Origin of the sequence: Bradyrhizobium sp. HKCCYLRH3099 (assembly GCF_051167855.1) — a bacterium.
Lineage (GTDB): Bacteria > Pseudomonadota > Alphaproteobacteria > Rhizobiales > Xanthobacteraceae > Bradyrhizobium.
Genome location: NZ_JBNPTW010000001.1, coordinates 17994 through 41025 on the forward strand (window position 1 = coordinate 17994; position 23032 = coordinate 41025).

A 23032-nucleotide genomic window follows, 5' to 3' on the forward strand; every position below is an offset into this window, starting at 1 on the left:
TTCTTGGTGGCACTGCGCGGCCAGGGAACGGGCCCGAGGCCGGCAGCGCGGTTTGTCGCACCCCGGCCCGGCGCGACAATAGCGTCTCTCCGTGTCGAAACAACCTCCCGGGCGCGTGGCATTTTGCAACCGCGCGACCTGGCGGAGGTCGTGAGGCCGACGGTGTTCCCTATCGAAATCAGTCACTTGAAGCGATTTCGGAAGGCTTTGTGGCAGCGCGGGCGCGTGGCCGGCCTGCACATTCGGACATCAATCCTCATCCGTTTTCTTCGCCGGGGTCGGGATCGGCGTTGCTCCGGCTTGCGTTTTCAACGCCTTCAGCGCGGCGAAGGGGTGGTCCTCCGGGGCGACGGCCGCGGCCGGCGGCTCGAACATGGCGCCAGGCTTGCGCGGATAGGGATCGATTCCGAGGAACAGCGCGTCAGCGGCGAGCCGGCCGAGGTCGATCTGGCCGCCCACGATCGGCTCCGGCGGGTCGGCGGTGTCGACCTCGCTGTTCGGATCGTCCTCGACGAAATCCGCGAGCTCCGGAATCTGGTCCGGCGGCGCGAACATCTGGTCGATCGGCTCGTCGATCTCGGTCTCGATCGGATCGAGCGTGACCACGCAGGTCTGGCCTATACGAGCGCGCACCCGCCCCTCGACATGCACCTTGCCATCGCGCTTCTGCTTCACGTCGAACGAGGCATGCGCCGACAGCACCTCGCGCAGTTCGCCGATCTCGGCCAGCGCACGCCGCGTGGCCGCATCGGCCTCGATCTCGCGATGCAGTCCGGCGTCCGGGATCTGCGCCACGATCACGGGCGGTGCCCGCCACGGATCCTTCGAGGGATCTCGTCCCGGCTCGCGGGATGCGTCTCTGTCTCTGCTCATGTCGTCAGTCCTGCTGAACCGGTCGCGGGAAGCGCCAGGCCGCGCCGAGCAGCTTGGCGTCGTCGAGGCCAGCAAGCTGTGCTGCGACCCGGCCCGCATAGGCGGCAAGCCCTGCCGCGCTGTCCGGATGGTCTCCGTTCAAGATATTCTTCTGCAGCGCCTCCGCCAGCCGGGCCTCGCTCTCGGACCAGGCCAGGTCATAGGCGGCGGTGCGGCCATAAAATGCCTCGCCGAACTTCTGCATGCGCTTGGGCACGGTGAGGTCGCCGACCCCCATCTCGCGGAGATTGTCGTCCATGTCGTCACAGAACCGGTCGAACAGCGCCTGCGACAGCTCGGTTCCCACCCCGCGCAGCCTGCGGAGCACCAGCCAGAGGTGCAGAATCAGCAGATCGAGCCGTCCATCGACCGTGTCGGGGACATTTAAGTGCCTATAAAACAACGGCTCTCGGGTTTGCGCCACGATCATGCCATAGATCGGCTCGATGGTCCCGCGCGGGGACGGTCCGGACTTCCTGAAACGGTTGAATGGCCAGAGCATGAGGATTCCGCGGCTGAGAGTTCCGAGCTTGCTCGGGGGGCATGTTGCAATCCGCGACTTTGCCCGGTACGTCAACGCCCTGCCCGACGCAAGGGGACGGGATCCGATCTTAAGAAGATGACCCAGACAATGCGAACGACTGCCCGCCTGCTCTCCCGCGGCCTGAGCCCCCGTCTGCGCACCCGTGCGCTCACTTTTGGCGCGATCGCGCTGATGGGCCTGGCGCTCGCCGCCTGTACGGGCGAGCAGTTCCAGAAGGGCTACATCATGCCGCCCGGCGCGCTCGAGCAGATCCCGATCGGGGCGAGCCAGGACCAGGTGTTGATCGTGATGGGCACCCCCTCGACGGTCGCGACGCTGGATGGCGAAGTGTTCTATTACATCTCGCAGCGCGCCGAACGCCCGGTCGCCTTCATGAACCAGAAGGTCGTCGATCAGCGCGTCATCGCGATCTATTTCGACAAGAACCGCCAGGTCCGCCGCCTCGCCAATTACGGCATGAAGGACGGCAAGATCTTCGACTTCGTCAGCCGTACCACGCCGACCTCCGGCCAGGAGCTCAGCTACCTGACGCCGCTGTTCAAGCTGCTCAGCTTCAACTGATCGACCTGATCGCCGCGTCCCGGAATATGATTCCGGGGCACGGCAGGAAGTGCCGCTGCTGCGCTGATTGGCGCAGCCGATGTCGCGTGCCTGCGCTTGCTCTGGCGGCGCAATCGTCCCTACCCTCCCGCAAAACAGAAGCCCGGGAGGAATCATTGACTCATCGCATCGCGCTGTCGCGCCGCAAGCTGTTGTCCGGCGCCGCCGCGCTCTCGACCGCCGCCCTTCTGCCGCGCACGAGCCTCGCCGACTGGCGGCCCACCGAGACGGTGAAGCTGATCGTGCCGGCCGCGCCGGGCGGCAGCACCGACGTGATGGGCCGCCTGCTGGCCGCGCATCTGCAGACTGCGTGGGGACAATCAGCCGTGGTCGAGAATCGCTCGGGCGGCGGCGGGACGATCGGCACCGCCGAGGTCGCGCGCAACACCAAGGGCGACGGCTATACGATCCTGATCGGCAATCCCGGACCCAACGCGATCGCCTATTCGATCTTCCGCAACCTCGCCTACAAGCCGGATCAGCTGCAGGCGGTGTCCAACATGATCCGTATTCCCAACATCGTCTCCGCGCATCCCTCGACGGGGATCAAGTCGATTCCCGAGCTGATCGCCTATCTTAAGGCCAATCCGGACAAGCTGAACTACGGCTCGTCCGGTGTCGGCCAGAGCCCGCATCTCACCGGCGCCTGGTTCCTCCAGCTTACCGGCCTGAAGATGACTCACATCCCGTTCCGCGGCGCCGGGCCTGCGCTGCAGGCGGCGCTTGCGGGCGACATCCAAATTCTGTTCGACAATCTGTTTCCGTCGCTGCCGCAGATCCAGGACGGCAAGCTGACCGGGCTGTGCGTGACCACGCCGGAACGCAGCGCCAATGCGCCCGAGCTGCCAACCATGCGCGAGAGCGCGCCGGAGCTCGCCAAATTCGACGTCTCGTCCTGGTTCGGCGTGTTCCTGCCCAAGGCCTGCCCGCCAGAGATCGTCAATGCCCTCAATTTGCAGGTCAAGGCGCTGCTGGAGCGCGAGGACATCCGCAAGAATATCGCGGCGATGGGCGCACGAGGCGATTACGGCACACCGCAGCAGTTCGGCGAGTTCGTGCAGGCCGAGACCGCGAAGTTCGCCTCGATCATCCAGAAGGAAGGGCTGCAGATGGATGTGCAGTGATGCCGGCCCCGAAGAGTATAAAGGTAAGGCGCGTGGTGTAACGGCACCTTAAGCGAGATGATGCGATAGATGGTCGCCGCGTGTCTTTGATCTGGTTTTGAGATACCGTCAGCGGATGCCGGATCGCCCCCCCCCTGGAGGCCGATCCGATCCCCGGTGGGCAGGCCACGGCGACATCCATCGCATGAGCCGCGCCTTGCCTAACAAAGTCCTGCATCAGCTCGAAGACATCCTCGCCAGCCGCTACGTGTCGCGGCGCTCGGAGATCATCGACCGCGTCACCGACCTGTTCGTGGTGGGCTCCGGCAAATTCACCGAAGAGCATGTCGACCTGTTCGACCACGTGCTGTTCAAGCTGCTCGACAACGTCGCCGTCGCCGCACGGGCGCAGCTCGGCAGCCGCCTTGCGGCGCTGCCCGATGCGCCGCCGCGCCTGATCAATTTACTGGCCAGCGACGAGACGATTGCGGTCGCCGGGCCCGTGCTGCGCCAGAGCGACCGGCTCGACGAGCAGACGCTGGTCGCCACCGCGCAGAGAAGCAGTCAGGAACATCTGCTGGCGATCTCAGGCCGCAAGATCCTGACCGAGGCGGTTACCGACGTGTTGGTCGATCGCGGCGACCAGGCCGTGGTGTCGAACACCGCCAACAATGATGGCGCCCGCTTCTCCGATCACGGTTTCTCCGGCCTGGTGGCGAAGGCCTCCGACGATCCGGGGCTGGCGATGAAGCTGTGGAGCCGCCCCGACAGTCCGCGCGAAGTGCTGGTACGGCTGTTCGTCGAAGCCTCGGATGCCGTCCGCAATCAACTCGCGTCGGCTGACAGCGCCCGCGCAGAAATCGTCGAGCTCGCGGTCGCCCAGGCGTCCGGCCATCTGCAGGCCGCGGCGCGAACGCGCTCGACCGATTTCGCGAACGCCAAGGCCTATGTCGAGCAATTGCATGCCACCGGCCAGCTGCACGAGGCGCAACTGCACGGCTTCGCCAAGGAAGGCAGCTTCGACAAGGTCACCCTGGCGCTGTCCCTGATGTGCAAGCTGCCGCTCGACGTCGTCGAACGCGCCTTCGCACGCAAGCAGCCGGATCAGTTGCTGGTGCTCGCCAAGGCGCTCGATCTGTCCTGGGTCACCACGACGACCTTGCTGTTCATGCAGGCCCATGTCAGCGGCAGCGCGCGCCCGCAGCTTGACCAGCACCTGGCGAGCTTCACGGCGATGCAGCCGCGCATGGCGCAGAGCATGTTGCAGAACTATCGGGTGCGGCAGAACGCGGCGGAGTAGGACGCCTCATCGGCGGACGTTTTTGCAAAGACGCCACCTCTGCAACGTCATCCCGAACTTGGCTCCGCGCCCTCTCCTCCTCGTCGTTCCGGGGCGTGCTTGACGGCGAAATGGCGCAGCCATTTTGTCGGCAGGCACGAGCCCGGAACCCATCGCCACCACCGGTCATAGCAAGGCTCGGATATGCGTGGCGCTCGTCTTCAACTCACGGCGGCCTAGGGTTATGGATTCCGGGCTCATTCGCGCTGCTTCAAAATGGCTGCGCCATTTTGCGCGCGAATGCCCCGGAATGACGGCGCGGAAAGGGTCACGTCGCCAAGGTAGGCACCAGCTGCGCTCTGTCCCGTTTCAGCCGACGCCACGTGCATCAGCCAGAAATCAAAAACCCCGCGGCTCGCACCGCGGGGTCTTTAGTTGTCGGCACCGTTCTGCTGTTCAGTGCGCCAGGATCGCCAGCAGCAGCAGGGCGACGATGTTGGTGATCTTGATCATCGGGTTCACGGCGGGGCCTGCCGTGTCCTTGTAGGGATCGCCGACGGTGTCACCGGTGACCGCCGACTTGTGGGCGTCCGAGCCCTTGCCGCCGAAATGGCCGTCCTCGATGTACTTCTTGGCGTTGTCCCAGGCGCCGCCGCCCGAAGTCATCGAGATCGCGACGAACAGGCCCGTGACGATGACGCCGAGCAGCATGGCGCCGACGGCCGAGAACGCCGCCGACTTGCCGGCCGCGCCGCCGCCCGCGATCGCGTAGATCAGGAAGTAGACGACGATCGGTGACAGCACCGGCAGCAGCGAGGGGATGATCATCTCCTTGATCGCCGCCTTGGTGAGCAGGTCGACCGCCTTGCCGTAGTCCGGCTTGTCGGTGCCCTGCATGATGCCCGGCTTCTCGCGGAACTGACGGCGCACTTCCTCCACGATCGCGCCGGCGGCGCGGCCGACGGCGGTCATGCCCATCGCGCCGAACAGATACGGCAGCAGGCCGCCGAACAGCAGGCCGACCACGACGTAAGGGTTGTTCAGCGAGAAGTCCGGCTTGATGCCCGCGAAGTACGGATGCTTGGCGGAGTCGGCGATGAAGAACTGCAGGTCCTGGTTATAGGCCGCGAACAGCACCAGCGCGCCGAGACCGGCGGAGCCGATCGCGTAGCCCTTGGTGACGGCCTTGGTGGTGTTGCCGACTGCGTCGAGCGCGTCGGTCGACTTGCGGACCTCCTTGGGCAGACCGGCCATCTCGGCGATGCCGCCGGCGTTGTCGGTGACCGGGCCGAAGGCGTCGAGAGCGACGATCATGCCGGCCAGCGCCAGCATCGTCGTGGTCGCGATCGCGATGCCGAACAGGCCGGCGAGGCTGTAGGTGACCAGGATGCCGGCGATGATCACGAGCGCGGGCAGCGCGGTCGCTTCCATCGAGATGGCGAGACCCTGGATGACGTTGGTGCCGTGACCGGTGACCGAGGCCGCCGCGATCGACTTGACCGGCCGGAAGTCGGTGCCGGTGTAGTACTCGGTGATCCAGATGATCAGGCCGGTCACGACGAGACCGACGACGCCGCAGACGAACAGCGCCGTGCCGGTGTAGTCGACGCCGTCGAGCTTGCCGAAGCCGATCAGCCAGGCAATCGCGATGGCGAGGCCGGCGAGCGACAGCACGCCGGTCGCGATCAGGCCCTTGTACAGCGCGCCCATGATCGACTGGCTGGCGCCGAGCTTGACGAAGAAGGTGCCGGCGATCGAGGTGATGATGCAGATGCCGCCGATGGCGAGCGGCAGGGTCATCATGTTGGTCAGCAGCGACGATTTGGCGAAGAAGATCGCGGCCAGCACCATGGTGGCGACGGCGGTCACCGCATAGGTCTCGAACAGGTCCGCGGCCATGCCAGCGCAGTCACCGACATTGTCGCCGACGTTGTCGGCGATGGTCGCGGGGTTGCGCGGATCGTCCTCGGGGATGCCGGCTTCGACCTTGCCGACGAGGTCACCGCCGACGTCGGCGCCCTTGGTGAAGATGCCGCCGCCGAGACGGGCGAAGATCGAGATCAGCGAGGCGCCGAAGCCGAGCGCGACCAGCGCGTCGATGACGGTGCGGCTGTCGGGCGCGAGCTTCATGAAGCCCGTGAGGATGCCGAAGTAGATGGTGACGCCGAGCAGCGCCAGACCCGCCACCAGCAGACCGGTGATGGCGCCGGCCTTGAAAGCGAGCTCGAGGCCGCCGGCAAGCGAGGTGGTCGCCGCCTGCGCGGTGCGCACGTTGGCGCGCACAGAGACATTCATGCCGATGAAGCCGGCCGCGCCGGAGAGGATCGCGCCGATCGCAAAGCCGACCGCGACGAGCATGCCGAGGAAATAAGCAAGGAGCACGAAGATCACGACGCCGACGATTCCGATCGTCGTGTATTGGCGGCGAAGATAGGCCTGTGCGCCTTCGGCCACGGCCGCCGCGATTTCCTGCATGCGCGCATTGCCGGCGTCGGCGCTGAGCACAGATTGCGTGGCCCAGATCGCATAGACGATCGACAGCGCTCCGCAGAGCACGATCACCCATAAAGCTGACATTTAGTTTCCTCGGCTCTTTGCTTTTTTGAACTACGTCACGCCGCGATGGTGCGACGCACGCCCCCTTGTCAGGCCGCTCCGGGCGGAGCCGCCTCGAACGCGGTGAAGCTTGCCAAAATCGCCATGATGACGCAACGCCGCGACGCCTGAACCGCTCCAAATTCAGACGCTTCTTTGGTCGCACTGTGCGGTTGCGAATAGGTGTCAGAAGTGGCTGTAGGACAGCCGTTGCAAGCTGACTGGACGGCCCTGAGCGTCAAGGAAGCGCGGCGCTTGCGGGCCCTCGACAATGGCGCCGATGTCGGCGACGGCGATGCCGGCGGTGTTGGCTGCAGCGCGGTAGGCGTCGCATTGCGCTGCGGGAACAGTGCAGAGGATCTCGTAGTCGTCGCCGCCGGAGATCAGAGTTTCCAGTTGGACTGATTGCGCAGCAACAAGCCGTGCGGCTGCTGATGAGATCGGAACATGTGACAGGGCGATGTCGGCGCTGACGGACGAGGCAGCACAAAGCTTGGTCAGGTCGCCGGCAAGGCCATCGGAGACGTCCATTGACGCCGTCGCATAGTCTCGAACGGCCGCCGCCAGCGCGGTGCGCGGCTGCGGCACGCGATAGCGGCTGATCAGCATGTCCCGCGCGGCGGGATCGGCATCCAGCGCGGCCACCCCTGCTCTGCCCTGAAGAATGCGCAGGCCGAGCGCGGCGTCACCGATCGTGCCGGTGACCATGACCCTATCGCCCGGCCGAGCCCCGAAGCGATGCACCATGCGGTCCTTGGGCACGCGACCCCACGCCGTGACCGAGATCATGACGGGTCCGGGCGTCGACACGGTGTCACCGCCGAGCAGCGGGCAGCCGAACACGGCCGCATCCTCGCCGAGGCCGCGGGCGAAGGCAGCGAGCCAGGCTTCGTCCTTCTGCCGCAGCGCCAGTGTCAGCAGGAAGCCGGCGGGGGCCGCGCCCTTGGCGGCGAGATCGGACAGGTTCACCCGCAGCGCCTTGCGCGCGATGGTGTCTGGGGGATCGTCGGGGAGATAGTGGACGCCTTCGACGATCGCGTCGGTGTTGACGACGAGGTCGTCAGCGCCAGCCGGGATGGCGGCGGCGTCATCGACGAGGCCGAAAGCGCCGGGATCGGTGGCCAGCGGCTTGAAGTAGCGGGCGATCAGCGAGTCTTCACCGGAGGGCGCTTGGGTCATTGGCGCCCACTCCATCCACCGTTGTCATCGCCCGGCTCGACCGGGCGATCCAGTACGCCGCGGCCTCTCCGTATCCTCGAGGCGTCTCTGGAATACTGGATCACCCGCTTTCGCGGGTGATGACAGCGGAGTGAACACGCTGGCAGGGTGCCGGTCCGCAAAACTGTTGCGCCGGCCCGCCTCACCTACTTCGGCCCCATCTCGTCGCCGCGATACTGCCGGGCGAGCTGCTCCAGCACGGCGTTGACCATGCCGGTCTCGTCGCGCTCGACGAAGGCGTGGGCGATGTCGACATATTCGGACACGACGACCTTGGCCGGCACGTCCTTGCGCCGCTCCAGCTCATAGGCGCCGGCGCGCAGCACGGCACGCAGGATGGCGTCGATCCGCTGCAGCGGCCAGCCCCGCTCCAGCGCCGTGTCCAGCACGGGGTCGAGCTTGGTCTGGTCGCGCACCACGCCGGAGACGATGTCGCGGAAGAACGCGGCTTCAGCGGGGAGATACTGTTCGCCCTCGACCTCGTTGCCGAGCCAGTGGCTCTCGAACTCGGCCAGCACGTCGTTGATGCCGGCGCCAGCAATATCCATCTGGTAGAGCGCCTGCACGGCGGCGAGACGGGCGGCGCCGCGGCGGTTGGCCTTGCGGTCGGAGTTGGCGCGGATCGGGCCCCTGAAGGGTTTGTTCTCCGCCATCTCAGCCTCGCGACAGACGGCGTTTGATGCGCAGCACGGCGAGCGCGGCGCGGGCGGCATCGCCGCCCTTGTTCATCTCCGAGACGCGAGCGCGCGCCCAGGCCTGGTCCTCATTGTTCACCGTGAGGATGCCGTTGCCGAGCGGCAGGCCGCGCGCCACCGACAGGTCCATCAGCGCCCGCGACGACTCCTGCGAGACGATCTCGAAATGGATGGTGTCGCCGCGGATCACGCAGCCGAGCGCGATCGCGAGATCATAGGGCTTGCCGTTCTTCGCGGCCGCGTCCAGCGCGATCGCAATGGTTGCTGGGATCTCCAGCGAGCCGGTGACGGTGAGGACGTCATAGCTCACACCGGCCGCCTTCAGCTCGGCGGTAGCGCCCTCCAGCATGGCGTCCTGGATGTCGTCGTAGAAGCGTGCTTCCACGATCAGCGCCCGGGCGCCGGTGATGTCGGTCTGGTCTTTCAGCGGCGCGCGCCGTGCGTCTGCCATGGTTCTGTTTCCATTGTCTTCAAGCTGCCTCACCCCTCAAGGGAGCGGCCACTCGGCCGCGTCGCGAAGGGCAAGATGAAATCAACTCATGCTGCGAACCGGCGCAGCAGCGCCGTCTCGCCATGAGGGCTGGCCTTGTAGGCGCGAGCGCCGACAAAGCCAAGACGGAAAGCCTCGGCTCGAGGCTACTTCATTTCCGTGAGGCGTGCCGCATAGCGCGCCATCAGGTCGACCTCGATATTGACCTCGCTGCCCGTCTGCCAGGATGACAGCGTGGTCACTGCAAGCGTATGCGGAATGATCAGCACCGAAAAGGTCAGCTCGTCCACGGTGTTGACCGTGAGCGAGACGCCATCGAGGGTGATCGAGCCCTTGGTGGCGATGAAGCGCGCCAGCTCGCGGCTCGTCTTGAACACGAAGCGCGCCATGTCCGGCAGGTTCTCGCGGCTGACGATGGTGGCGATGCCGTCGACATGGCCGGAGACGATATGGCCGCCGAGCTCGTCGCCGATCTTCAGCGCCCGCTCGAGATTGAGCTTGGTCCCGACGCGCCAATGCTTGGCGGTGGTCAGCGCCAGCGTCTCCGCGGCGGCGTCGACCTCGAACCATGTCTTTCCGTCGGCTACGCCAGACTGCACAACCGTGAGGCAGACGCCGTTGTTGGCGATCGACGCGCCATCGGCGATCGTGGACTGGTCGTAGCTGCAGGCGATGCGTAGCCGGTGCAGCTTGCCCTCGGTCCGCGGCGTCAGGCTGACGATCTCGCCGATGTCGGTGACGATGCCGGTGAACATTACACGCGCTCGTAAATCGTGAGGATGTCGGGATCGAGCGTCTCGCTAGCACGAACGCGATAGGCGGGCGACTGCGTGATTGCGGTCAGCGGCAATGCGTCCAGCGCAGCAATGCCGTCGGCGCCGATCTCGCTGGGTCCGCGCAAGAGCCAGATTTCATCGACCAGGCCGCTTTGCATGAAAGAAGATGCTACGCGGCTGCCGCCTTCGATCATCACGCGGGTGATCCCCTTCTCCGCAAGCGCTTTGACCACGGCCGGCGGCTCCAGCGCGGAAGGGTCGGCCTGCGGCGGCACGCGGATCACCTGGGCACCGGCGGCGCCCAGCCGTGTCGCCGTCGCCGGCTCCGCCACCTCGGAGGCCACGAGCCAGAGCGGCGTCGTCCGCGCGGACTGCATCAGGCGGCTGGTGGCCGGAAGCCGCAGCATCGGATCGAGCACGACGCGGACGGGCGAGCGCGGCTCCATGCCCGGCAGGCGGCAGGTCAGCAGCGGATCGTCGGCGATCGCGGTGCGCACCCCGATCAGGATGGCGTCGCTCTGCGCGCGCAACAGATGCACGCGCGTCCGTGCCGTCTCGCCGGTAATCGCGACCGGCTTGTTGCCAGCGGCGGCGATCTTGTCGTCCTCCGAGACCGCCAGCTTGAGGATGACGTGCGGCCGAGCATCGCGGATGCGGCGGAAATGGCCGGCATGGTCGCGCTTGGCGTCCGCCGAACAGAGGCCGACCTCGACCTGAATGCCGGCAGCACGCAGCTTGGCGTGCCCCTGCCCCGCGACTTCCGGATTGGGATCCTCGATCGCCGAGACAACGCGACTGATGCCGGCGGCGATTACCGCATCGACACAGGGCGGCGACTTGCCGAAATGCGAGCACGGCTCCAAGGTCACGTAGAGCGTAGCGCCCTTGGCGGCCTCACCGGCGCGCCGGAGCGCCTCCGGCTCGGCATGCGGCCGCCCGCCGGGCTGCGTCCAGCCGCGGCCGACGATCACGCCATCCTTGACAACAACAGCGCCGACGGCCGGGTTCGGCCATGTCCGCCCCTGCCCGCGACGTCCGAGCGTCAGCGCCAACTGCATGAAGCGGCGGTCGGCGTCCTTCTGCGCCTTGAGCTTCTCGCCGACCTGATCGACCAGCACCCGGAAGATCATTTGCGAACCGGCGCCAGCCGCGGGGCTTCGTCCTCCGCCGAAAGCTCGCCGAGCACGGCCTCGAAATCCTTGGCTTCGCGGAAATTGCGATAGACCGAGGCGAAGCGGACATAGGCAACGTCGTCGAGGTCGCGCAGATGCTCCATCACGATCTCGCCGATCGCCTCCGAGGACACTTCCGACTCGCCGCCGCTCTCGAGCTCGCGCACGATCGCCGACACCATCTTCTCGACGCGCTCCGGATCGACCGAGCGCTTGCGCAAGGAGATCTGCACCGAGCGCATCAGCTTGTCGCGGTCGAACGGCACGCGGCGGCCGTTGCGCTTGATGACGGTGAGTTCGCGCAGCTGCACCCGCTCGAAGGTCGTGAAGCGGAAGTTGCAGGTGACGCAGACCCGCCGCCGCCGGATCACCGAGGAATCCTCGGTGGGGCGGGAGTCCTTCACCTGCGTATCGAGGCTGTTGCAGCTCGGGCAGCGCATGTCGCCTTACGCCTTACTGATAGATGGGGAAGCGGTCGGTCAGCGCCTTCACCTTCTCCTTGACCGCGGCTTCCACCAGCGGCGCGCTGCCGTCAGGGCCTTGCGCGATCGCGTTCAGCACCTCGGCAATGAGGCTGCCGACCTGCTGGAATTCAGCGACGCCGAAGCCTCGGGTGGTCGCCGCCGGGGTGCCGAGACGCAGGCCCGAGGTGACGAACGGCTTCTCGGGGTCGAACGGAATGCCGTTCTTGTTGCAGGTGATGCCGGCGCGGACCAGCGCCTTCTCCGAGACGTTGCCCTTCAGCCCCTTCGGCCGGAGGTCGACCAGCATCAAATGGTTGTCGGTGCCGCCGGAGACGATGTCGAAGCCCTGGGCGCGCAGCGATTCCGCCAGCGCCTTCGCATTCTCGACGATGTTCTTCACGTAGGTCTTGAACTCCGGCCGCAGCGCCTCGGCGAACGCCACCGCCTTGGCGGCGATCACGTGCATCAGCGGGCCGCCCTGCAGGCCCGGGAAGATCGCCGAGTTGAACTTCTTGGTGAACTGCTCGTCATTCCACAGCATCAGGCCGCCGCGCGGGCCGCGCAGCGACTTGTGGGTCGTGGTCGTCGTGATGTGGGCATACGGCACCGGCGAGGCGTGGACTCCACCGGCGACGAGGCCCGCAAAGTGCGCCATGTCGACGAGGAGATACGCGCCGACGCTGTCGGCGATCTCGCGGAAGCGCTTGAAGTCCCACGGGCGCGAATAGGCGCTGCCGCCGGCGATGATCAGCTTCGGCTTGACCTCTTCCGCCTGCTTCGCCACCGCGTCCATGTCGATCAGATGATCGTCGCGGCGCACGGTATAATGCGCGGCCTTGAACCACTTGCCGGACATGTTGACCGGCGAGCCGTGGGTGAGATGGCCGCCCGCGGCGAGGTCGAGGCCCATGAAGGTGTCGCCGGGCTGCAGGAGCGCCAGGAACACGGCCTGGTTCATCTGGCTGCCGGAGTTCGGCTGGACGTTGGCGAAATTGGCGCCGAACAGCTTCTTGGCGCGGTCGATCGCGAGATTCTCGGCGACGTCGACCCATTCGCAGCCGCCGTAATAGCGCGCGCCCGGATAGCCCTCGGCGTACTTGTTGGTCATCACCGAGCCCTGGGCCTCCAGGACCGCCCGGCTGACGATGTTTTCCGAGGCGATCAGCTCGATTTCGTGCCGTTGCCGACCGAGCTCACCCTTGATGGCGGCGGCGATCTCGGGATCGGCCTCGGCGAGGGTGGCGGAGAAGAAGGAATCGACGGACGAAGCGGGCTTGGCGCTGGAAGCGGTCATCGGCGAATATCTCCACGTCCGCAAAGCCTTACGTGGCTTGCGGTCGGTTCGGTGAAGGCGGTCGGAAAAGACCCTTGCCCTGTACCATACGGGCGGCGGCAGGCCAAGGGACAGGCCAAGCGGTTGCGGGTCAAACCGGACAATTGCGCCAGATATGGTGGACGGCCGCGGGAGCAAGCCCCTGTTCAGGCGCCACCGCAGGCGTGCCAGCTCTCCGACATCTGCCAGGTCTCGTTGGTCCGCAGGTTGATCGCCTTGTAAATTCTCCCCCGATCATCTCCGGGCGGACACTTCTTGGGCTTGAAGACGGTGCAGAGACGCACGGGATCACCGATTTTGGAATGGGCCACGCCGGCATTCCACGCCGCGTCGATCTGCTCGGCGCCGTTCTGATACTGCACGTAGGTGCCCTGATCCATCATGGGCTCACCGTCCTTGTCGAGCGTCTCGCCGGACTTGAACGGGGTGGGCGAAAGCGGGCCATCCGACCGATCCGCGATTTTCGTGATCGTCGTTTCTGCGCAGGCTCCGACCCTTCCTAACGCCTTCCAGGCTTTCGTCACGGTCGGGGGAGCAACCGTCTCGGCTAAGCTCGTCGACCAATTCGATTGCGCACACGAGCCAGCCAAAATCACTGCTGCACTCACCCAAGGCGTCAACCGCATCGTTGCCCCCAAAAACAAACAACCTGCATGAAACCGGACGGTCTCATACAGGTTGTCGGTATCATGAGGCAAGCGTGAGGCGCGAGTGGCCTCGCGCCAAAGACATCAAAGCCCGGTGTAGCCCGCCTTCACCGGATCGACGCGGCCGTCGAGCTGGCGCAGATAGGTCAGGCCGCAAACCGTGAGGCGATGCGGATCGCGTTCGCCGGCTTCGAACAGCGTCTGGATGTAGGCGCTCACCTTCTGGCGTGCTTCCTGGCTGGCCGCAGCGGTGCGGTTCGCGAGCAGGTCGTAGGTGTGCATGATGCGATCGATAGCGGCTTCCATATCATCCCCTCTTGATGGTCAGGCCGCATGGGCCGTCTCGAACATCGAGATCGCCCTGTTTGCGAGCCTGAGCTTGTTGAACTCTCCGCGGTGGATCAGCTGCACGAGGATGTCGACGAGACGATCATCCGGCGTGATCGTGTCCGGCAAGGCCCCCGACAAACGCAGATAGTTGGCCGCGATCGCGTAGGCGTCGCTGACCAGTTCCACGTTCATGACCTGCATTCCGTGATCGTGCAGCATTGGCCGACCTCCGGACGAGACAAGTCCGAGCGGCCGGATTGGTTCCAGTCGGTTTCTCGCAATCGCGAATGATGATCGGGCAAACAAAGAAAAGCGCCGGCCCGCATGGGCCGACGCGAGGTCGAACTCGAGGGATCGACGACTGTCCGGTCTTGGCTCTCTTGGGTCGGAGGCCGGGTCAGCCGAAGTGAGATCAGCTCAGAGCCGATACAGGATCTGGTCGGTCCAGAACCGCTCGAGGCGATGCAGCGACTTGTTGAGCGTGGAGAACTCCTCGCTCGAGATGCCGCCGACCTGCTCCACGGTCTTGACGTGCTTCTGATACAGCGAGTCGACGATGCGGCGGATCTCCTGGCCCTGCGGCGTCAGGCGGATGCGGACCGAGCGGCGATCGACGCGCGAGCGCTGGTGATCGAGGAAACCGAGCTCGACCAGCTTCTTCAGATTGTAGGAGACGTTGGAGCCGAGATAGTAGCCGCGCGTGCGCAGCTCGCCCGCGGTCAGCTCCTTGTCGCCGATGTTATAGAGCAGCAGCGCCTGGACCGAATTGATGTCGGAACGACCGCGACGGTCGAACTCGTCCTTGATGACGTCGAGCAGACGGCGATGCAGCCGCTCCACCAGCGTCAATGCTTCCAGATACAGCGACTGCACGGTGCCACCCTGGCCGGGCGCAGCAGTCTCCACGGCCGTCGCAACGGCTTTCATCATGACACTTCCCCTGTCGTCGTTTTTGTCGACTTATTCGACGAAACTTGTGTCCCGTCTGATAGAGCGAACTTAAGGGGCGTGCTTTGAAGATCGCCTTAAATAAGAGCATAAAGAGAGAATGAATCGCGGAGAGTGAATCGTCTTTTAATTCAGTAATTACAGAGGGTTTCGCAAGAGTCCGTTGACGGTGGAGACGCCATGTTCTCGCTTCGTTTCATCCACCTGTCGCATTCCAAAACACGCCTGGGTAGCGCCGCTAAGGTCTCTGTAACAGCTGTGGCAGGCGGTCTTAAGGTGTTCGAAACATTACTTGCATCGCGCTGAAAAGATTTATGCCGTGCAAGGATTGCAGCCCACCACCTACGGTGGCCGCTCGCGAGCCGCCATCCAGGCCAGCACGAGATACGCGGCCAGCATGACCGCCTCGCCGGCGACCACCAGCAGGTTGCCGCCATAGATGCCCGGGAACATCAGCTCGATCACCGCCATCGAGACCACGGTGGTCAGCCACACCACGGCGCCCCAGGGTGTCGCCAGCCACAGCCCGACCGCGGCGACGAGCTCGATCACGGCGAAATAGACGGTCGCAGCCTGCCAGGCCATGGGCTGGTTTTCGAACGCCTCGTCCTCGCCGCCGATGAAGCCCGTAACCTGGGCCCAGTGATAGAGCCCCTTGGCGATGGACAGCATCGCCATCACGCGCAGGAACAGCACCAGCCGCCGCGTCCAGACATTGTCGTCGCCTTCGCGCCGGTCCGAGGAGAGGGCCGCGACCGACATGGCGGTGTTGTCGCGCGCCAGATCTCGCGCCGAGGGGATCTCAGGCATGGGCGATCGAGCAGAACTGGCACGTCGTCAAGGGGATCATCGAGGCCTCTCAAGACCGGAAGGATGGCGATTCCTGGGCCTAGGCGGCACCGTGAAACCAACCGGGCCGGAAATCAACCGGGCTGCTTGCGTCAGGTCAAGTGACGCGCGACGTGCAAAGTGGTACAGATTGTTCGAATTACAACAAATCAAAATCCGGCTCGCCGGCCAGCTCAAGGAGCCAGCACCCCATGGCGATCAAATTCGGGCGCCCGATCGAACTGCGCGATGTCGCGCACAATCCCTCCGCTCCGGCGCTCGATCTGACCATCCGGCCGCGTCGCAACCGGAAGGCCGAATGGGCGCGGCGACTGGTCCGCGAGAACGTTCTGACCACCAATGACCTGATCTGGCCGCTGTTCGTCGTGGCAGGCGACCGCGTCCGCAGCACCGTGGTCTCGATGCCGGGCGTGGAACGGCTGAGCGTCGACGAGATCGTGCGCGACGCCGAGCGCGCGGCCAAGCTCGACATCCCCTGCATCGCCCTGTTCCCCTATACCGACCCCTCGCTGCGCGACGAGCACGGTTCCGAGGCCTGCAATCCGGACAACCTGGTCTGCCAGGCCGTGAAGGCGATCAAGAAGGAATTTCCGGAGATCGGCGTTCTCTGCGACGTCGCGCTCGACCCGTTCACCAGCCATGGGCACGACGGCCTGATCAGGGATGGCCGCATCCTCAACGACGAAACCGTCGCGGTGCTGGTCCGCCAGGCCCTCGTCCAGGCCGAAGCCGGCTGCGACATCATCGCGCCGTCGGACATGATGGACGGCCGCGTCGGCGCAATCCGCCAGGCGCTCGACCAGTCAGGCTTCCTCGACGTTCAGATCATGGCCTATGCGGCCAAATACGCCTCCGCGTTCTACGGCCCGTTCCGCGACGCGATCGGCTCGGCCAAGACGCTGAGCGGCGACAAGCGCACCTATCAGATGGACAGCGCCAACACCGACGAGGCGCTGCGCGAGGTCGAGCTCGACATCGCCGAAGGCGCGGACATGGTGATGGTCAAGCCGGGCATGCCCTATCTCGACGTCGTCAGGCGTGTGAAGGACACTTTCAGCATGCCGACGTTTGCCTATCAGGTGTCCGGCGAATACGCGATGATCGCGGCAGCCGCGAACAATGGCTGGATCGACGGCGATCGGGCGATGATGGAGAGCCTGCTGGCCTTCAAGCGCGCCGGCGCCGATGGCGTCCTCACCTATTTCGCGCCGCAGGCGGCGGAGCGGCTGCGCCGTCAGGGGTGAGACCTGGACCGTCGCAATTCGACCGCCGGCGCTCGAAGCCGCTTCGCTGGTCGCGCCCGCCACACGCGTCGCTGAAACGCCGGAAATTTGCCGCGCGCGTTGCAAGGATTGCCCCTTGCAAGCGCGCGCGCTGTTCCCATGTCCTGTTGGCCAGTTCTGGAGGGGACAACCATGGCGTATACGGGCCCAGGCAATGGCGGCTGGAGCAGCGGCGGAGCCGGGATCAGACCGCACGCCTATGATCCCTACCAGCAGCCGGAGCTGTTCCGCGGCGTGCTGACACGGCGGGCGATTGCCTTCCTGATCGACCTGCTCGTCCTGTCCGTCCCGGTCATTCTGGCCGTGATCTTCATCGCCTTGTTCGGCGTGGTCACGCTCGGGCTTGGCTGGGCGCTGTTCTGGCTGGTATCGCCGGCCTCCGTGATCTGGGCGATCGTCTACTACGGCGCCACGATCGGCGGCCCGAACTCGGCGACGGTCGGCATGCGGGTCATGGATCTGGAGGTGCGAACCTGGTACGGCGCGCCGGGCTACTTTGTGCTCGGTGCCGTGCACGCGGTGTGCTTCTGGATCTCGGTGTCGGTGCTGTCGCCGTTCGTCCTGCTGGTCGGACTGTTCAATGGCCGCCGCCGGCTGCTGCACGATTTCGTGCTCGGCACCGTCGTGATCAACACGTCGGCGCGGGCCCAGCTCGCCGGGGCCGCACGGACGTGGTGAGACATCGCACGTCGCATCAAAAGCGATTGACCGGTCGTCTCCGGAGCGCAATTCTGTCTGATATCGCCTCGGAGGCACACGACGTTCCTTGACCCAGCACTCGCGTGATACCCCGCAGTTCTACCTGACTGCGCCATCGCCCTGCCCGTATCTGCCCGGGCGGCAGGAGCGAAAGGTTTTCACGCATCTGGTCGGCGACAAGGCCACCGATCTCAACGACCTCCTGACCCATGGCGGCTTTCGCCGCAGCCAGTCGATCGCCTACCGGCCGGCCTGCGACCAGTGCCGCGCCTGCGTGTCGGTGCGGGTGATCGCCAACGAATTCCGGCCCTCTCGTAACTTCCGCAAGGTGCTCGCGCGCAACTCCGATCTGGTCGGCGAGCAGCGCAGCGCGGTTCCGACCTCCGAGCAATATTCGATCTTCCGCAGCTATCTCGACCAGCGTCACCGCCACGGCGGCATGGCCGACATGACGGTGCTGGACTACGCCATGATGGTGGAGGACAGCCACGTCGAAACGCGAATCATCGAATATCGCAAGCGCAACCTGAGCAACGGCCCGAACGCCCGCGGCGGCGAGCTGATCGCCGTGGCCCTCACCGACGTGCTCAGCGACGGGCTGTCGATGGTGTACTCGTTCTTCGATCCATCTGAGACGACGCGCTCGCTCGGGACCTTCATGATCCTCGATCACATCGCCAGAGCCCGGCGGCAGGGTCTGCCTTACGTCTATCTCGGCTACTGGATCGAGGGCTCGAAGAAAATGGACTACAAGAGCCGGTACCTGCCGCAGCAGCGGCTGGCGGCTGCAGGCTGGCTCCGCATCGACGCCGAGGGCGGCACCGCACCGGAGCCGCAGGAGTGAAAGCGGGCGAATAGCGATTGGCGAATAGAGCTATTCCGTTTCCCTATTCGCTACCCTTTGTTCGCCATTCGCCTCTCATCATCCCGTCGCCAGATCCCACACCAGCTTCGCATTGAGCGCGATGATGACGGCCGCAATGACCGCGGCGATGGCCGTCAGCCAGCGCGGCGCCACGAACTGCCCCATCTTGGCGCGGCTCGCGGTGATCAGCACCAGCGGCACGATGGCGAAGGGCAGTTGCAGGCTGAGCACGACCTGACTGAGGATCAGGAGCTGACCCGTGGCCTTCTCGCCGGCCCAGATCGTCACCACGACAGCCGGCACGATCGCGATCATGCGGGTGATCATCCGGCGCAGCCATGGCGCGATCCGCCACTGCAGGAAGCCTTCCATCACGATCTGGCCTGACAAGGTGGCGGTGATCGTCGAGTTGAGGCCGCAGCACAACAGCGCGATGGCGAACAAGGTTGGCGCGAGCGTCGAGCCCAGCAACGGGGCCAGGAAGGAATGCGCCTGGTCGAGCTCGGCGACGTCATGCTGGCCGGTGCGGTGGAAGGTGGCCGCCGCGAGAATCAGGATCGAAGCGTTGATGGTGAGCGCGAGGCACAGCGCCACCGTCGAGTCGATCGTCGACAGCGTGATCGCCTCACGCTTCTCCGCCGGACTGTCGCCATAGCCGCGGGTCTGCACCAAGCCGGAATGGAGGTACAGATTGTGCGGCATCACGGTTGCACCGAGGATGCCGAGCGCCAGATACAGCATCTCGGGATTGGCGAGCAGCTGGCTGCTCGGCACGAAGCCCTTCACCACCCCCGCCCAATCCGGCTGCGCCATCCCGATCTGGATCGCGAAGCAGAGCGCGATCACGCCGAGCAGAGCGACCACGAAGGCCTCGATCCAGCGAAAGCCGAAGGCCTGCAGCGCCAGGATCAAAAACACATCAAGCGCGGTGACGCAGACGCCGATCGACAGCGGCAGCCCGAACAGCAGGCTGAGACCGATGGCCGTGCCGATCACCTCGGCGAGATCGGTGGCCGTGATGGCGATCTCGGCCGACAGCCACAGCGGGATCGAGACCCAGCGAGGCGTGGAATCCCGGCACGCCTGGGCGAGATCGCGGCCAGTGGCGACGCCAAGCCGCGTGCACAACGACTGCAGCACGATTGCCATCAAATTCGACAGCAAGGCGACCGACAGCAGCATGTAGCCGAACTTGGCCCCACCGGCGAGCGACGTTGCCCAATTGCCGGGGTCCATGTAGCCGACCGCGACCAGATAGCCGGGGCCTAGAAACGCAATCAGCTTGCGCCACAGCGAGCCCTTGGCGGTGGTCCGCACGGACGCGAACATGTCGCCGAGCGACGGGTCACCCCGCTCGTTGCGCCAACCTCCCGTCATCAGGCTGTCACCCGGGGGAACCATGGCATGCAGTTGCGAGAGGTCTGACGATTTTGCGTCCATGACATCATCCTGAACGAAACCGACCTTTAATGCAACTTATTTGCAAAAGCGGATTGCAGAGGCCGATCGGCCAGCCGACGCTGGCAAAGTTCGCGCCGCGCTTCATCATCGGGACAGCCCGCTGATGCCGATTCGTCTCTGGTCGAAGGCAGAGCCATGGCCGCCGCGCGAGCCGTCGCCCCATTCACGGAATTCAAAATGCTGTCTACTCAACTCGGTCTCCGGCCCATCTCGAACGCGCCCGTGCCCTGCAAGATCTGTGACGGTCCTGCCAATCTGTTCGGCGTGGTCGACATGAACCGCCCCTGCCAGATCGCGCATGTGCCCAACGCGCCGCTGTCGGGCGTGCCGATCTACTACCGGCGCTGCGCCGATTGCGGATTTCTGTTCACGGACGCATTCGACGACTGGAGCATCGAGCAGTTCAGGACCTACATCTATAACGACGGCTATGAAGCGGTGGATCCAGACTATCGGATCAAGCGGCCGACTGACAACGCTGCGGCCATTGCCCGCTTCTGGGGGCCGCACAAGGCCGGCATGCGCGTGCTCGACTATGGCGGCGGCAATGATGTCCTCTGCGCCGGCCTGCGCGCGCACGGCTTCGGCGAGGCCGTGACCTACGACCCAATGGTGCCGGAGCACGCGGCGCGCCCCGAGGGGAAGTTCGACCTCGTGACCTGCTTCGAGACGCTGGAGCACGTGCCCGATCCGCTGGCGACGATCGGAGCCATTGCGGCCTGCGTGGCCGAACCGGGCGGCGTGTTCTACTCGACACTGACGCAGCCCGACGATTTCGACGCCCAGGGCATGGGCTGGTGGTACATCGGGCCGCGCAACGGGCACATCTCGATCTACACCAAGCACGCGCTGGCGCTGGCCTGGCACATGTTCGGTTTCAAGACGGCGCCGCTGAATGCCGGCACGCACCTCGCGTTCAAGACGCTGCCGCCGGCATGGGGCCTGCAGGAAGCACCGAGCGCGACTTAGGGCGACAGACACCCGGGACCGTAGCGCGGGCTGATCGGAAAGCGGGTGGGCGCGAGGTGGCAAGCGGCTGAGGATGACAGCCTCATCATGCCAGGTTGTCTCATGCCCCTCCCGCTCCGCTTGCCCGCCAGCTTTCATCGGCTCGCCTTCTCCAACCTCACCGCGCAATCGGCTGAGCAGATCGCGCTCGCCGCCGCGCCGATCGTCGCGGTGCTGGCGCTCGGCGTCGGTGAGGGTGAGACCGGCCTGCTGCAGACGGCGTTGACGGCGCCGTTCGTTTTGTTCGCCATTCCCGCCGGGTTGCTCGCCGACCGCATGCCGCGGCGGCGGCTGATGGCTGCGGCGGAGGCAATGCGCGCGCTTGCGCTGCTCGCGATCCTGCTGGCCTTCGCGACCGGGATGCTCACGCTGTGGCTCCTGGCTGCGCTCGGCTTCGCGGCCGTCTGCGGCACGGTGGTGTTCAGCGTCGCCGCGCCGGCCCTGGTGCCGAGCCTCGTGCCGCCAAGCGAACTCGCGCGCGCCAATGCAAGGATCGAACTCGCCCGCACGATCGCCTTTGCCTGCGGGCCGGCGCTCGGCGGCATGCTCGTCGGCTGGATCGGCGGCGCGCTGGCCTTCGGCACGGCCGCGGCGCTGTCGCTGATCGCAGCCGTCTTGCTCGCGGGCATCTCCGAGCCCACTCGCGTCCCCATGCCGCGCCGCCACCCCCTGGCCGACATCCGCGAAGGCGCGGCGTTCGTGCTGCATCATCCCCTGCTGCGGCCGGTGTTCGTCACCCAGTTCGTCTTCAACACCGCGCACTTCCTCCTGCTCGCCGTGTTCGTCCCTTACGCCGTTCACCGGCTTGGCCTGTCCGCAGGCGGCGTCGGCACGGTGCTGTCGATGTTCGGCGCCGGCATGGTGTGCGGGGCGCTGCTCGCGACGCGGATCATGCGACGTCTGCCGTTCGGCACGGTGATCGGGCTCGGCCCCGTCACCGGCTTCGTCGCGGCGCTGGTGATGGCGCTCACGACGCTCGTCCCCTCTCCCTATCTGGCCGCGCTCAGCTTCTTCCTGCTCGGCGCCGGACCGATCCTCTGGGTCATCTCGACCACCACCTTGCGGCAGGCGGTGACGCCGGCCGGACTGCTCGGGCGAGTCTCGGCGATCAACATCCTCAGCTACGGCGCACGCCCGCTGGGCTCGCTGCTTGGCGCCATCGTCGGCGGCCGCTACGGCGCCGACGCCTGTCTCTATCTCGCCGCCGCCATCTTCGGCCTGCAGGCGCTCGTCATCCTCGTCTCGCCCGCGGTTTCGATCGCGCGGCAGCCCGCACCGCAGCCGGCCTAGCGATAGACCAGGATCGGCACGGTCGAATGCGTCAGCACCTTCAAGGTCTCACTGCCGAGAAGGGCGGAGACGCCACGCAGGCCGTGCGAGGCCATCAGCACCAGGTCGCAAGCCTCGTTGCGCGCGGTCTCGACGATCGCCTCATAGGGCTTGTCATGCTCGACGCAGAGCGTGGCGCAGGCGACGCCCGCCTGCTCCGCATCATCCCTGACATGATCGAGATATTTCGCGGTCTGGTCGGCCACCAGCGACTTGTATTGCGCGAGCGCCTTGGTGGCGGCGTGAGGATCGACGACGAGGGAATGCAGCGGCGTCGACACGACCAGCGCGGTGACCTTCGCGCCGGTCGCCTTGGCCAGCGCGACACCGTGCTTGATCGCGGCCCTGGACAGGTCGGAGCCATCGGTCGGCAGCAGAATATGCGTGTACATGTGCGTGATCTCCCCGGCCGATGATGCTGGGCAGACTCCG

General features: G+C 65.7%; 25 protein-coding genes. 8 read left to right on the plus strand and 17 right to left on the minus strand.

The genetic code is table 11. The features are described 5' to 3' along the window. Positions 1–249: 249 nt before the first annotated feature. Both ACQR1Y_RS00090 and ACQR1Y_RS00095 read right to left on the minus strand, forming a co-directional pair. Entirely contained in the window at positions 250–873 is a 624-nt protein-coding gene (locus tag ACQR1Y_RS00090) for a YceD family protein (protein ID WP_434878645.1), read from the minus strand. Between the two features lie 4 nt (positions 874–877). Continuing rightward, the gene (locus ACQR1Y_RS00095; protein ID WP_434862160.1) at positions 878–1414 is read right to left on the minus strand and encodes a ubiquinol-cytochrome C chaperone family protein; all 537 of its coding nucleotides are present in this window, start codon (positions 1412–1414) and stop codon (positions 878–880) included. 117 nt (positions 1415–1531) lie between these two features. On the opposite strand from ACQR1Y_RS00095, the gene ACQR1Y_RS00100 reads away from it, so the two are divergent. The 3 genes from ACQR1Y_RS00100 to ACQR1Y_RS00110 all read left to right on the plus strand — a co-directional run bounded on the left by ACQR1Y_RS00100 (position 1532) and on the right by ACQR1Y_RS00110 (position 4459). Beyond that, a complete protein-coding gene (locus ACQR1Y_RS00100) occupies positions 1532–2017 on the plus strand; it encodes an outer membrane protein assembly factor BamE (protein WP_434878644.1) in 486 nt (161 codons plus the stop codon). 155 nt (positions 2018–2172) lie between these two features. Continuing rightward, the gene (locus tag ACQR1Y_RS00105) at positions 2173–3180 is read left to right on the plus strand and encodes a Bug family tripartite tricarboxylate transporter substrate binding protein (RefSeq protein ID WP_434878643.1); all 1008 of its coding nucleotides are present in this window, start codon (positions 2173–2175) and stop codon (positions 3178–3180) included. Between the two features lie 196 nt (positions 3181–3376). Then, entirely contained in the window at positions 3377–4459 is a 1083-nt protein-coding gene (locus ACQR1Y_RS00110) for a DUF2336 domain-containing protein (RefSeq protein WP_434878642.1), read from the plus strand. A 435-nt stretch (positions 4460–4894) separates the two neighbouring features. On the opposite strand, the gene ACQR1Y_RS00115 is transcribed toward ACQR1Y_RS00110, so the two are convergent. From ACQR1Y_RS00115 to ACQR1Y_RS00175, 13 genes are all read right to left on the minus strand, one after another. Beyond that, positions 4895–7015, minus strand: coding sequence for a sodium-translocating pyrophosphatase (locus ACQR1Y_RS00115; RefSeq protein WP_434862156.1), 2121 nt, complete (start codon positions 7013–7015; stop codon positions 4895–4897). 204 nt (positions 7016–7219) lie between these two features. Beyond that, on the minus strand, positions 7220–8212 hold the full coding sequence (thiL, locus tag ACQR1Y_RS00120) for a thiamine-phosphate kinase (RefSeq protein ID WP_434878641.1): 993 nt from the start codon (positions 8210–8212) through the stop codon (positions 7220–7222). Positions 8213–8397: 185 nt separating this feature from the next. Further along, positions 8398–8904 carry a transcription antitermination factor NusB gene (gene nusB, locus ACQR1Y_RS00125; protein ID WP_434878640.1) on the minus strand — a complete coding sequence of 169 codons (507 nt, stop codon included), beginning with the start codon at positions 8902–8904 and terminating at the stop codon, positions 8398–8400. Position 8905: 1 nt separating this feature from the next. Then, complete coding sequence (gene ribH, locus ACQR1Y_RS00130; protein WP_434862153.1) at positions 8906–9397, minus strand: 6,7-dimethyl-8-ribityllumazine synthase; 492 nt, start codon at positions 9395–9397, stop codon at positions 8906–8908. A gap of 185 nt (positions 9398–9582) precedes the next feature. Beyond that, positions 9583–10191 carry a riboflavin synthase gene (locus ACQR1Y_RS00135; RefSeq protein WP_434862152.1) on the minus strand — a complete coding sequence of 203 codons (609 nt, stop codon included), beginning with the start codon at positions 10189–10191 and terminating at the stop codon, positions 9583–9585. Then, positions 10191–11342, minus strand: a complete 1152-nt coding sequence (gene ribD, locus ACQR1Y_RS00140; protein ID WP_434878639.1) for a bifunctional diaminohydroxyphosphoribosylaminopyrimidine deaminase/5-amino-6-(5-phosphoribosylamino)uracil reductase RibD — start codon at positions 11340–11342, stop codon at positions 10191–10193. The genes ACQR1Y_RS00135 and ribD overlap by 1 nt, the downstream gene beginning before the upstream one ends. Continuing rightward, on the minus strand, positions 11339–11824 hold the full coding sequence (gene nrdR / locus ACQR1Y_RS00145; protein WP_006612773.1) for a transcriptional regulator NrdR: 486 nt from the start codon (positions 11822–11824) through the stop codon (positions 11339–11341). Before nrdR ends, ribD begins: the two co-directional genes overlap by 4 nt. Positions 11825–11837: 13 nt before the next feature. Beyond that, the gene (glyA, locus tag ACQR1Y_RS00150; protein WP_434878638.1) at positions 11838–13142 is read right to left on the minus strand and encodes a serine hydroxymethyltransferase; all 1305 of its coding nucleotides are present in this window, start codon (positions 13140–13142) and stop codon (positions 11838–11840) included. A gap of 185 nt (positions 13143–13327) precedes the next feature. After that, positions 13328–13807 (minus strand): hypothetical protein, encoded by a 480-nt coding sequence (locus tag ACQR1Y_RS00155; protein WP_434894291.1) that lies wholly within the window; start codon positions 13805–13807, stop codon positions 13328–13330. A 105-nt stretch (positions 13808–13912) separates the two neighbouring features. Next, positions 13913–14134, minus strand: a complete 222-nt coding sequence (locus ACQR1Y_RS00160) for a hypothetical protein (protein ID WP_434862148.1) — start codon at positions 14132–14134, stop codon at positions 13913–13915. An 18-nt stretch (positions 14135–14152) separates the two neighbouring features. Then, positions 14153–14377: a hypothetical protein gene (locus ACQR1Y_RS00165; RefSeq protein ID WP_434862147.1), complete on the minus strand. Its 225-nt coding sequence runs from the start codon at positions 14375–14377 to the stop codon at positions 14153–14155. Positions 14378–14575: 198 nt separating this feature from the next. Continuing rightward, complete coding sequence (gene ldtR, locus ACQR1Y_RS00170; RefSeq protein ID WP_008962376.1) at positions 14576–15088, minus strand: transcriptional regulator LdtR; 513 nt, start codon at positions 15086–15088, stop codon at positions 14576–14578. Between the two features lie 360 nt (positions 15089–15448). Further along, positions 15449–15916, minus strand: coding sequence for a DUF6163 family protein (locus ACQR1Y_RS00175; RefSeq protein ID WP_434878636.1), 468 nt, complete (start codon positions 15914–15916; stop codon positions 15449–15451). Positions 15917–16146: 230 nt separating this feature from the next. Here ACQR1Y_RS00175 and hemB point away from each other — a divergent pair, with 230 nt between their 5' ends. The 3 genes from hemB to ACQR1Y_RS00190 all read left to right on the plus strand — a co-directional run bounded on the left by hemB (position 16147) and on the right by ACQR1Y_RS00190 (position 18781). Continuing rightward, a complete protein-coding gene (gene hemB / locus ACQR1Y_RS00180) occupies positions 16147–17199 on the plus strand; it encodes a porphobilinogen synthase (RefSeq protein ID WP_434862145.1) in 1053 nt (350 codons plus the stop codon). Positions 17200–17370: 171 nt separating this feature from the next. Next, complete coding sequence (locus tag ACQR1Y_RS00185) at positions 17371–17916, plus strand: RDD family protein (RefSeq protein WP_434862144.1); 546 nt, start codon at positions 17371–17373, stop codon at positions 17914–17916. Positions 17917–18004: 88 nt separating this feature from the next. Continuing rightward, positions 18005–18781, plus strand: a complete 777-nt coding sequence (locus ACQR1Y_RS00190; protein WP_434862143.1) for an arginyltransferase — start codon at positions 18005–18007, stop codon at positions 18779–18781. Positions 18782–18859: 78 nt separating this feature from the next. Here ACQR1Y_RS00190 and ACQR1Y_RS00195 read toward each other — a convergent pair whose 3' ends face one another. Further along, the gene (locus ACQR1Y_RS00195; RefSeq protein WP_434878635.1) at positions 18860–20242 is read right to left on the minus strand and encodes an Nramp family divalent metal transporter; all 1383 of its coding nucleotides are present in this window, start codon (positions 20240–20242) and stop codon (positions 18860–18862) included. A 198-nt stretch (positions 20243–20440) separates the two neighbouring features. Between ACQR1Y_RS00195 and ACQR1Y_RS00200 the strand changes: the two genes are divergently transcribed. Continuing rightward, complete coding sequence (locus ACQR1Y_RS00200; RefSeq protein WP_434878634.1) at positions 20441–21232, plus strand: class I SAM-dependent methyltransferase; 792 nt, start codon at positions 20441–20443, stop codon at positions 21230–21232. 102 nt (positions 21233–21334) lie between these two features. Next, positions 21335–22561: an MFS transporter gene (locus ACQR1Y_RS00205; protein ID WP_434878633.1), complete on the plus strand. Its 1227-nt coding sequence runs from the start codon at positions 21335–21337 to the stop codon at positions 22559–22561. Here ACQR1Y_RS00205 and ACQR1Y_RS00210 read toward each other — a convergent pair. Next, entirely contained in the window at positions 22558–22992 is a 435-nt protein-coding gene (locus ACQR1Y_RS00210; protein ID WP_434878632.1) for a universal stress protein, read from the minus strand. The two genes, ACQR1Y_RS00205 and ACQR1Y_RS00210, sit on opposite strands and share 4 nt — an antisense overlap. Positions 22993–23032: the final 40 nt, after the last annotated feature.

Coding starts and splice junctions, on each gene's coding strand:
- ACQR1Y_RS00090 (WP_434878645.1), bottom strand. CDS start 873: ATGAGCAGAGACAGAGACGCATCCCGCGAGCCGGGACGAGATCCCTCG.
- glyA (WP_434878638.1), bottom strand. CDS start 13,142: ATGACCGCTTCCAGCGCCAAGCCCGCTTCGTCCGTCGATTCCTTCTTC.
- ACQR1Y_RS00185 (WP_434862144.1), top strand. CDS start 17,371: ATGGCGTATACGGGCCCAGGCAATGGCGGCTGGAGCAGCGGCGGAGCC.
- nrdR (WP_006612773.1), bottom strand. CDS start 11,824: ATGCGCTGCCCGAGCTGCAACAGCCTCGATACGCAGGTGAAGGACTCC.
- ribD (WP_434878639.1), bottom strand. CDS start 11,342: ATGATCTTCCGGGTGCTGGTCGATCAGGTCGGCGAGAAGCTCAAGGCG.
- hemB (WP_434862145.1), top strand. CDS start 16,147: ATGGCGATCAAATTCGGGCGCCCGATCGAACTGCGCGATGTCGCGCAC.
- ribH (WP_434862153.1), bottom strand. CDS start 9,397: ATGGCAGACGCACGGCGCGCGCCGCTGAAAGACCAGACCGACATCACC.
- ACQR1Y_RS00205 (WP_434878633.1), top strand. CDS start 21,335: ATGCCCCTCCCGCTCCGCTTGCCCGCCAGCTTTCATCGGCTCGCCTTC.
- ACQR1Y_RS00165 (WP_434862147.1), bottom strand. CDS start 14,377: ATGCTGCACGATCACGGAATGCAGGTCATGAACGTGGAACTGGTCAGC.
- ACQR1Y_RS00100 (WP_434878644.1), top strand. CDS start 1,532: ATGACCCAGACAATGCGAACGACTGCCCGCCTGCTCTCCCGCGGCCTG.
- thiL (WP_434878641.1), bottom strand. CDS start 8,212: ATGACCCAAGCGCCCTCCGGTGAAGACTCGCTGATCGCCCGCTACTTC.
- ACQR1Y_RS00095 (WP_434862160.1), bottom strand. CDS start 1,414: ATGCTCTGGCCATTCAACCGTTTCAGGAAGTCCGGACCGTCCCCGCGC.
- ldtR (WP_008962376.1), bottom strand. CDS start 15,088: ATGATGAAAGCCGTTGCGACGGCCGTGGAGACTGCTGCGCCCGGCCAG.
- nusB (WP_434878640.1), bottom strand. CDS start 8,904: ATGGCGGAGAACAAACCCTTCAGGGGCCCGATCCGCGCCAACTCCGAC.
- ACQR1Y_RS00160 (WP_434862148.1), bottom strand. CDS start 14,134: ATGGAAGCCGCTATCGATCGCATCATGCACACCTACGACCTGCTCGCG.
- ACQR1Y_RS00155 (WP_434894291.1), bottom strand. CDS start 13,807: ATGCGGTTGACGCCTTGGGTGAGTGCAGCAGTGATTTTGGCTGGCTCG.
- ACQR1Y_RS00115 (WP_434862156.1), bottom strand. CDS start 7,015: ATGTCAGCTTTATGGGTGATCGTGCTCTGCGGAGCGCTGTCGATCGTC.
- ACQR1Y_RS00210 (WP_434878632.1), bottom strand. CDS start 22,992: ATGTACACGCATATTCTGCTGCCGACCGATGGCTCCGACCTGTCCAGG.
- ACQR1Y_RS00135 (WP_434862152.1), bottom strand. CDS start 10,191: ATGTTCACCGGCATCGTCACCGACATCGGCGAGATCGTCAGCCTGACG.
- ACQR1Y_RS00195 (WP_434878635.1), bottom strand. CDS start 20,242: ATGGACGCAAAATCGTCAGACCTCTCGCAACTGCATGCCATGGTTCCC.
- ACQR1Y_RS00200 (WP_434878634.1), top strand. CDS start 20,441: ATGCTGTCTACTCAACTCGGTCTCCGGCCCATCTCGAACGCGCCCGTG.
- ACQR1Y_RS00175 (WP_434878636.1), bottom strand. CDS start 15,916: ATGCCTGAGATCCCCTCGGCGCGAGATCTGGCGCGCGACAACACCGCC.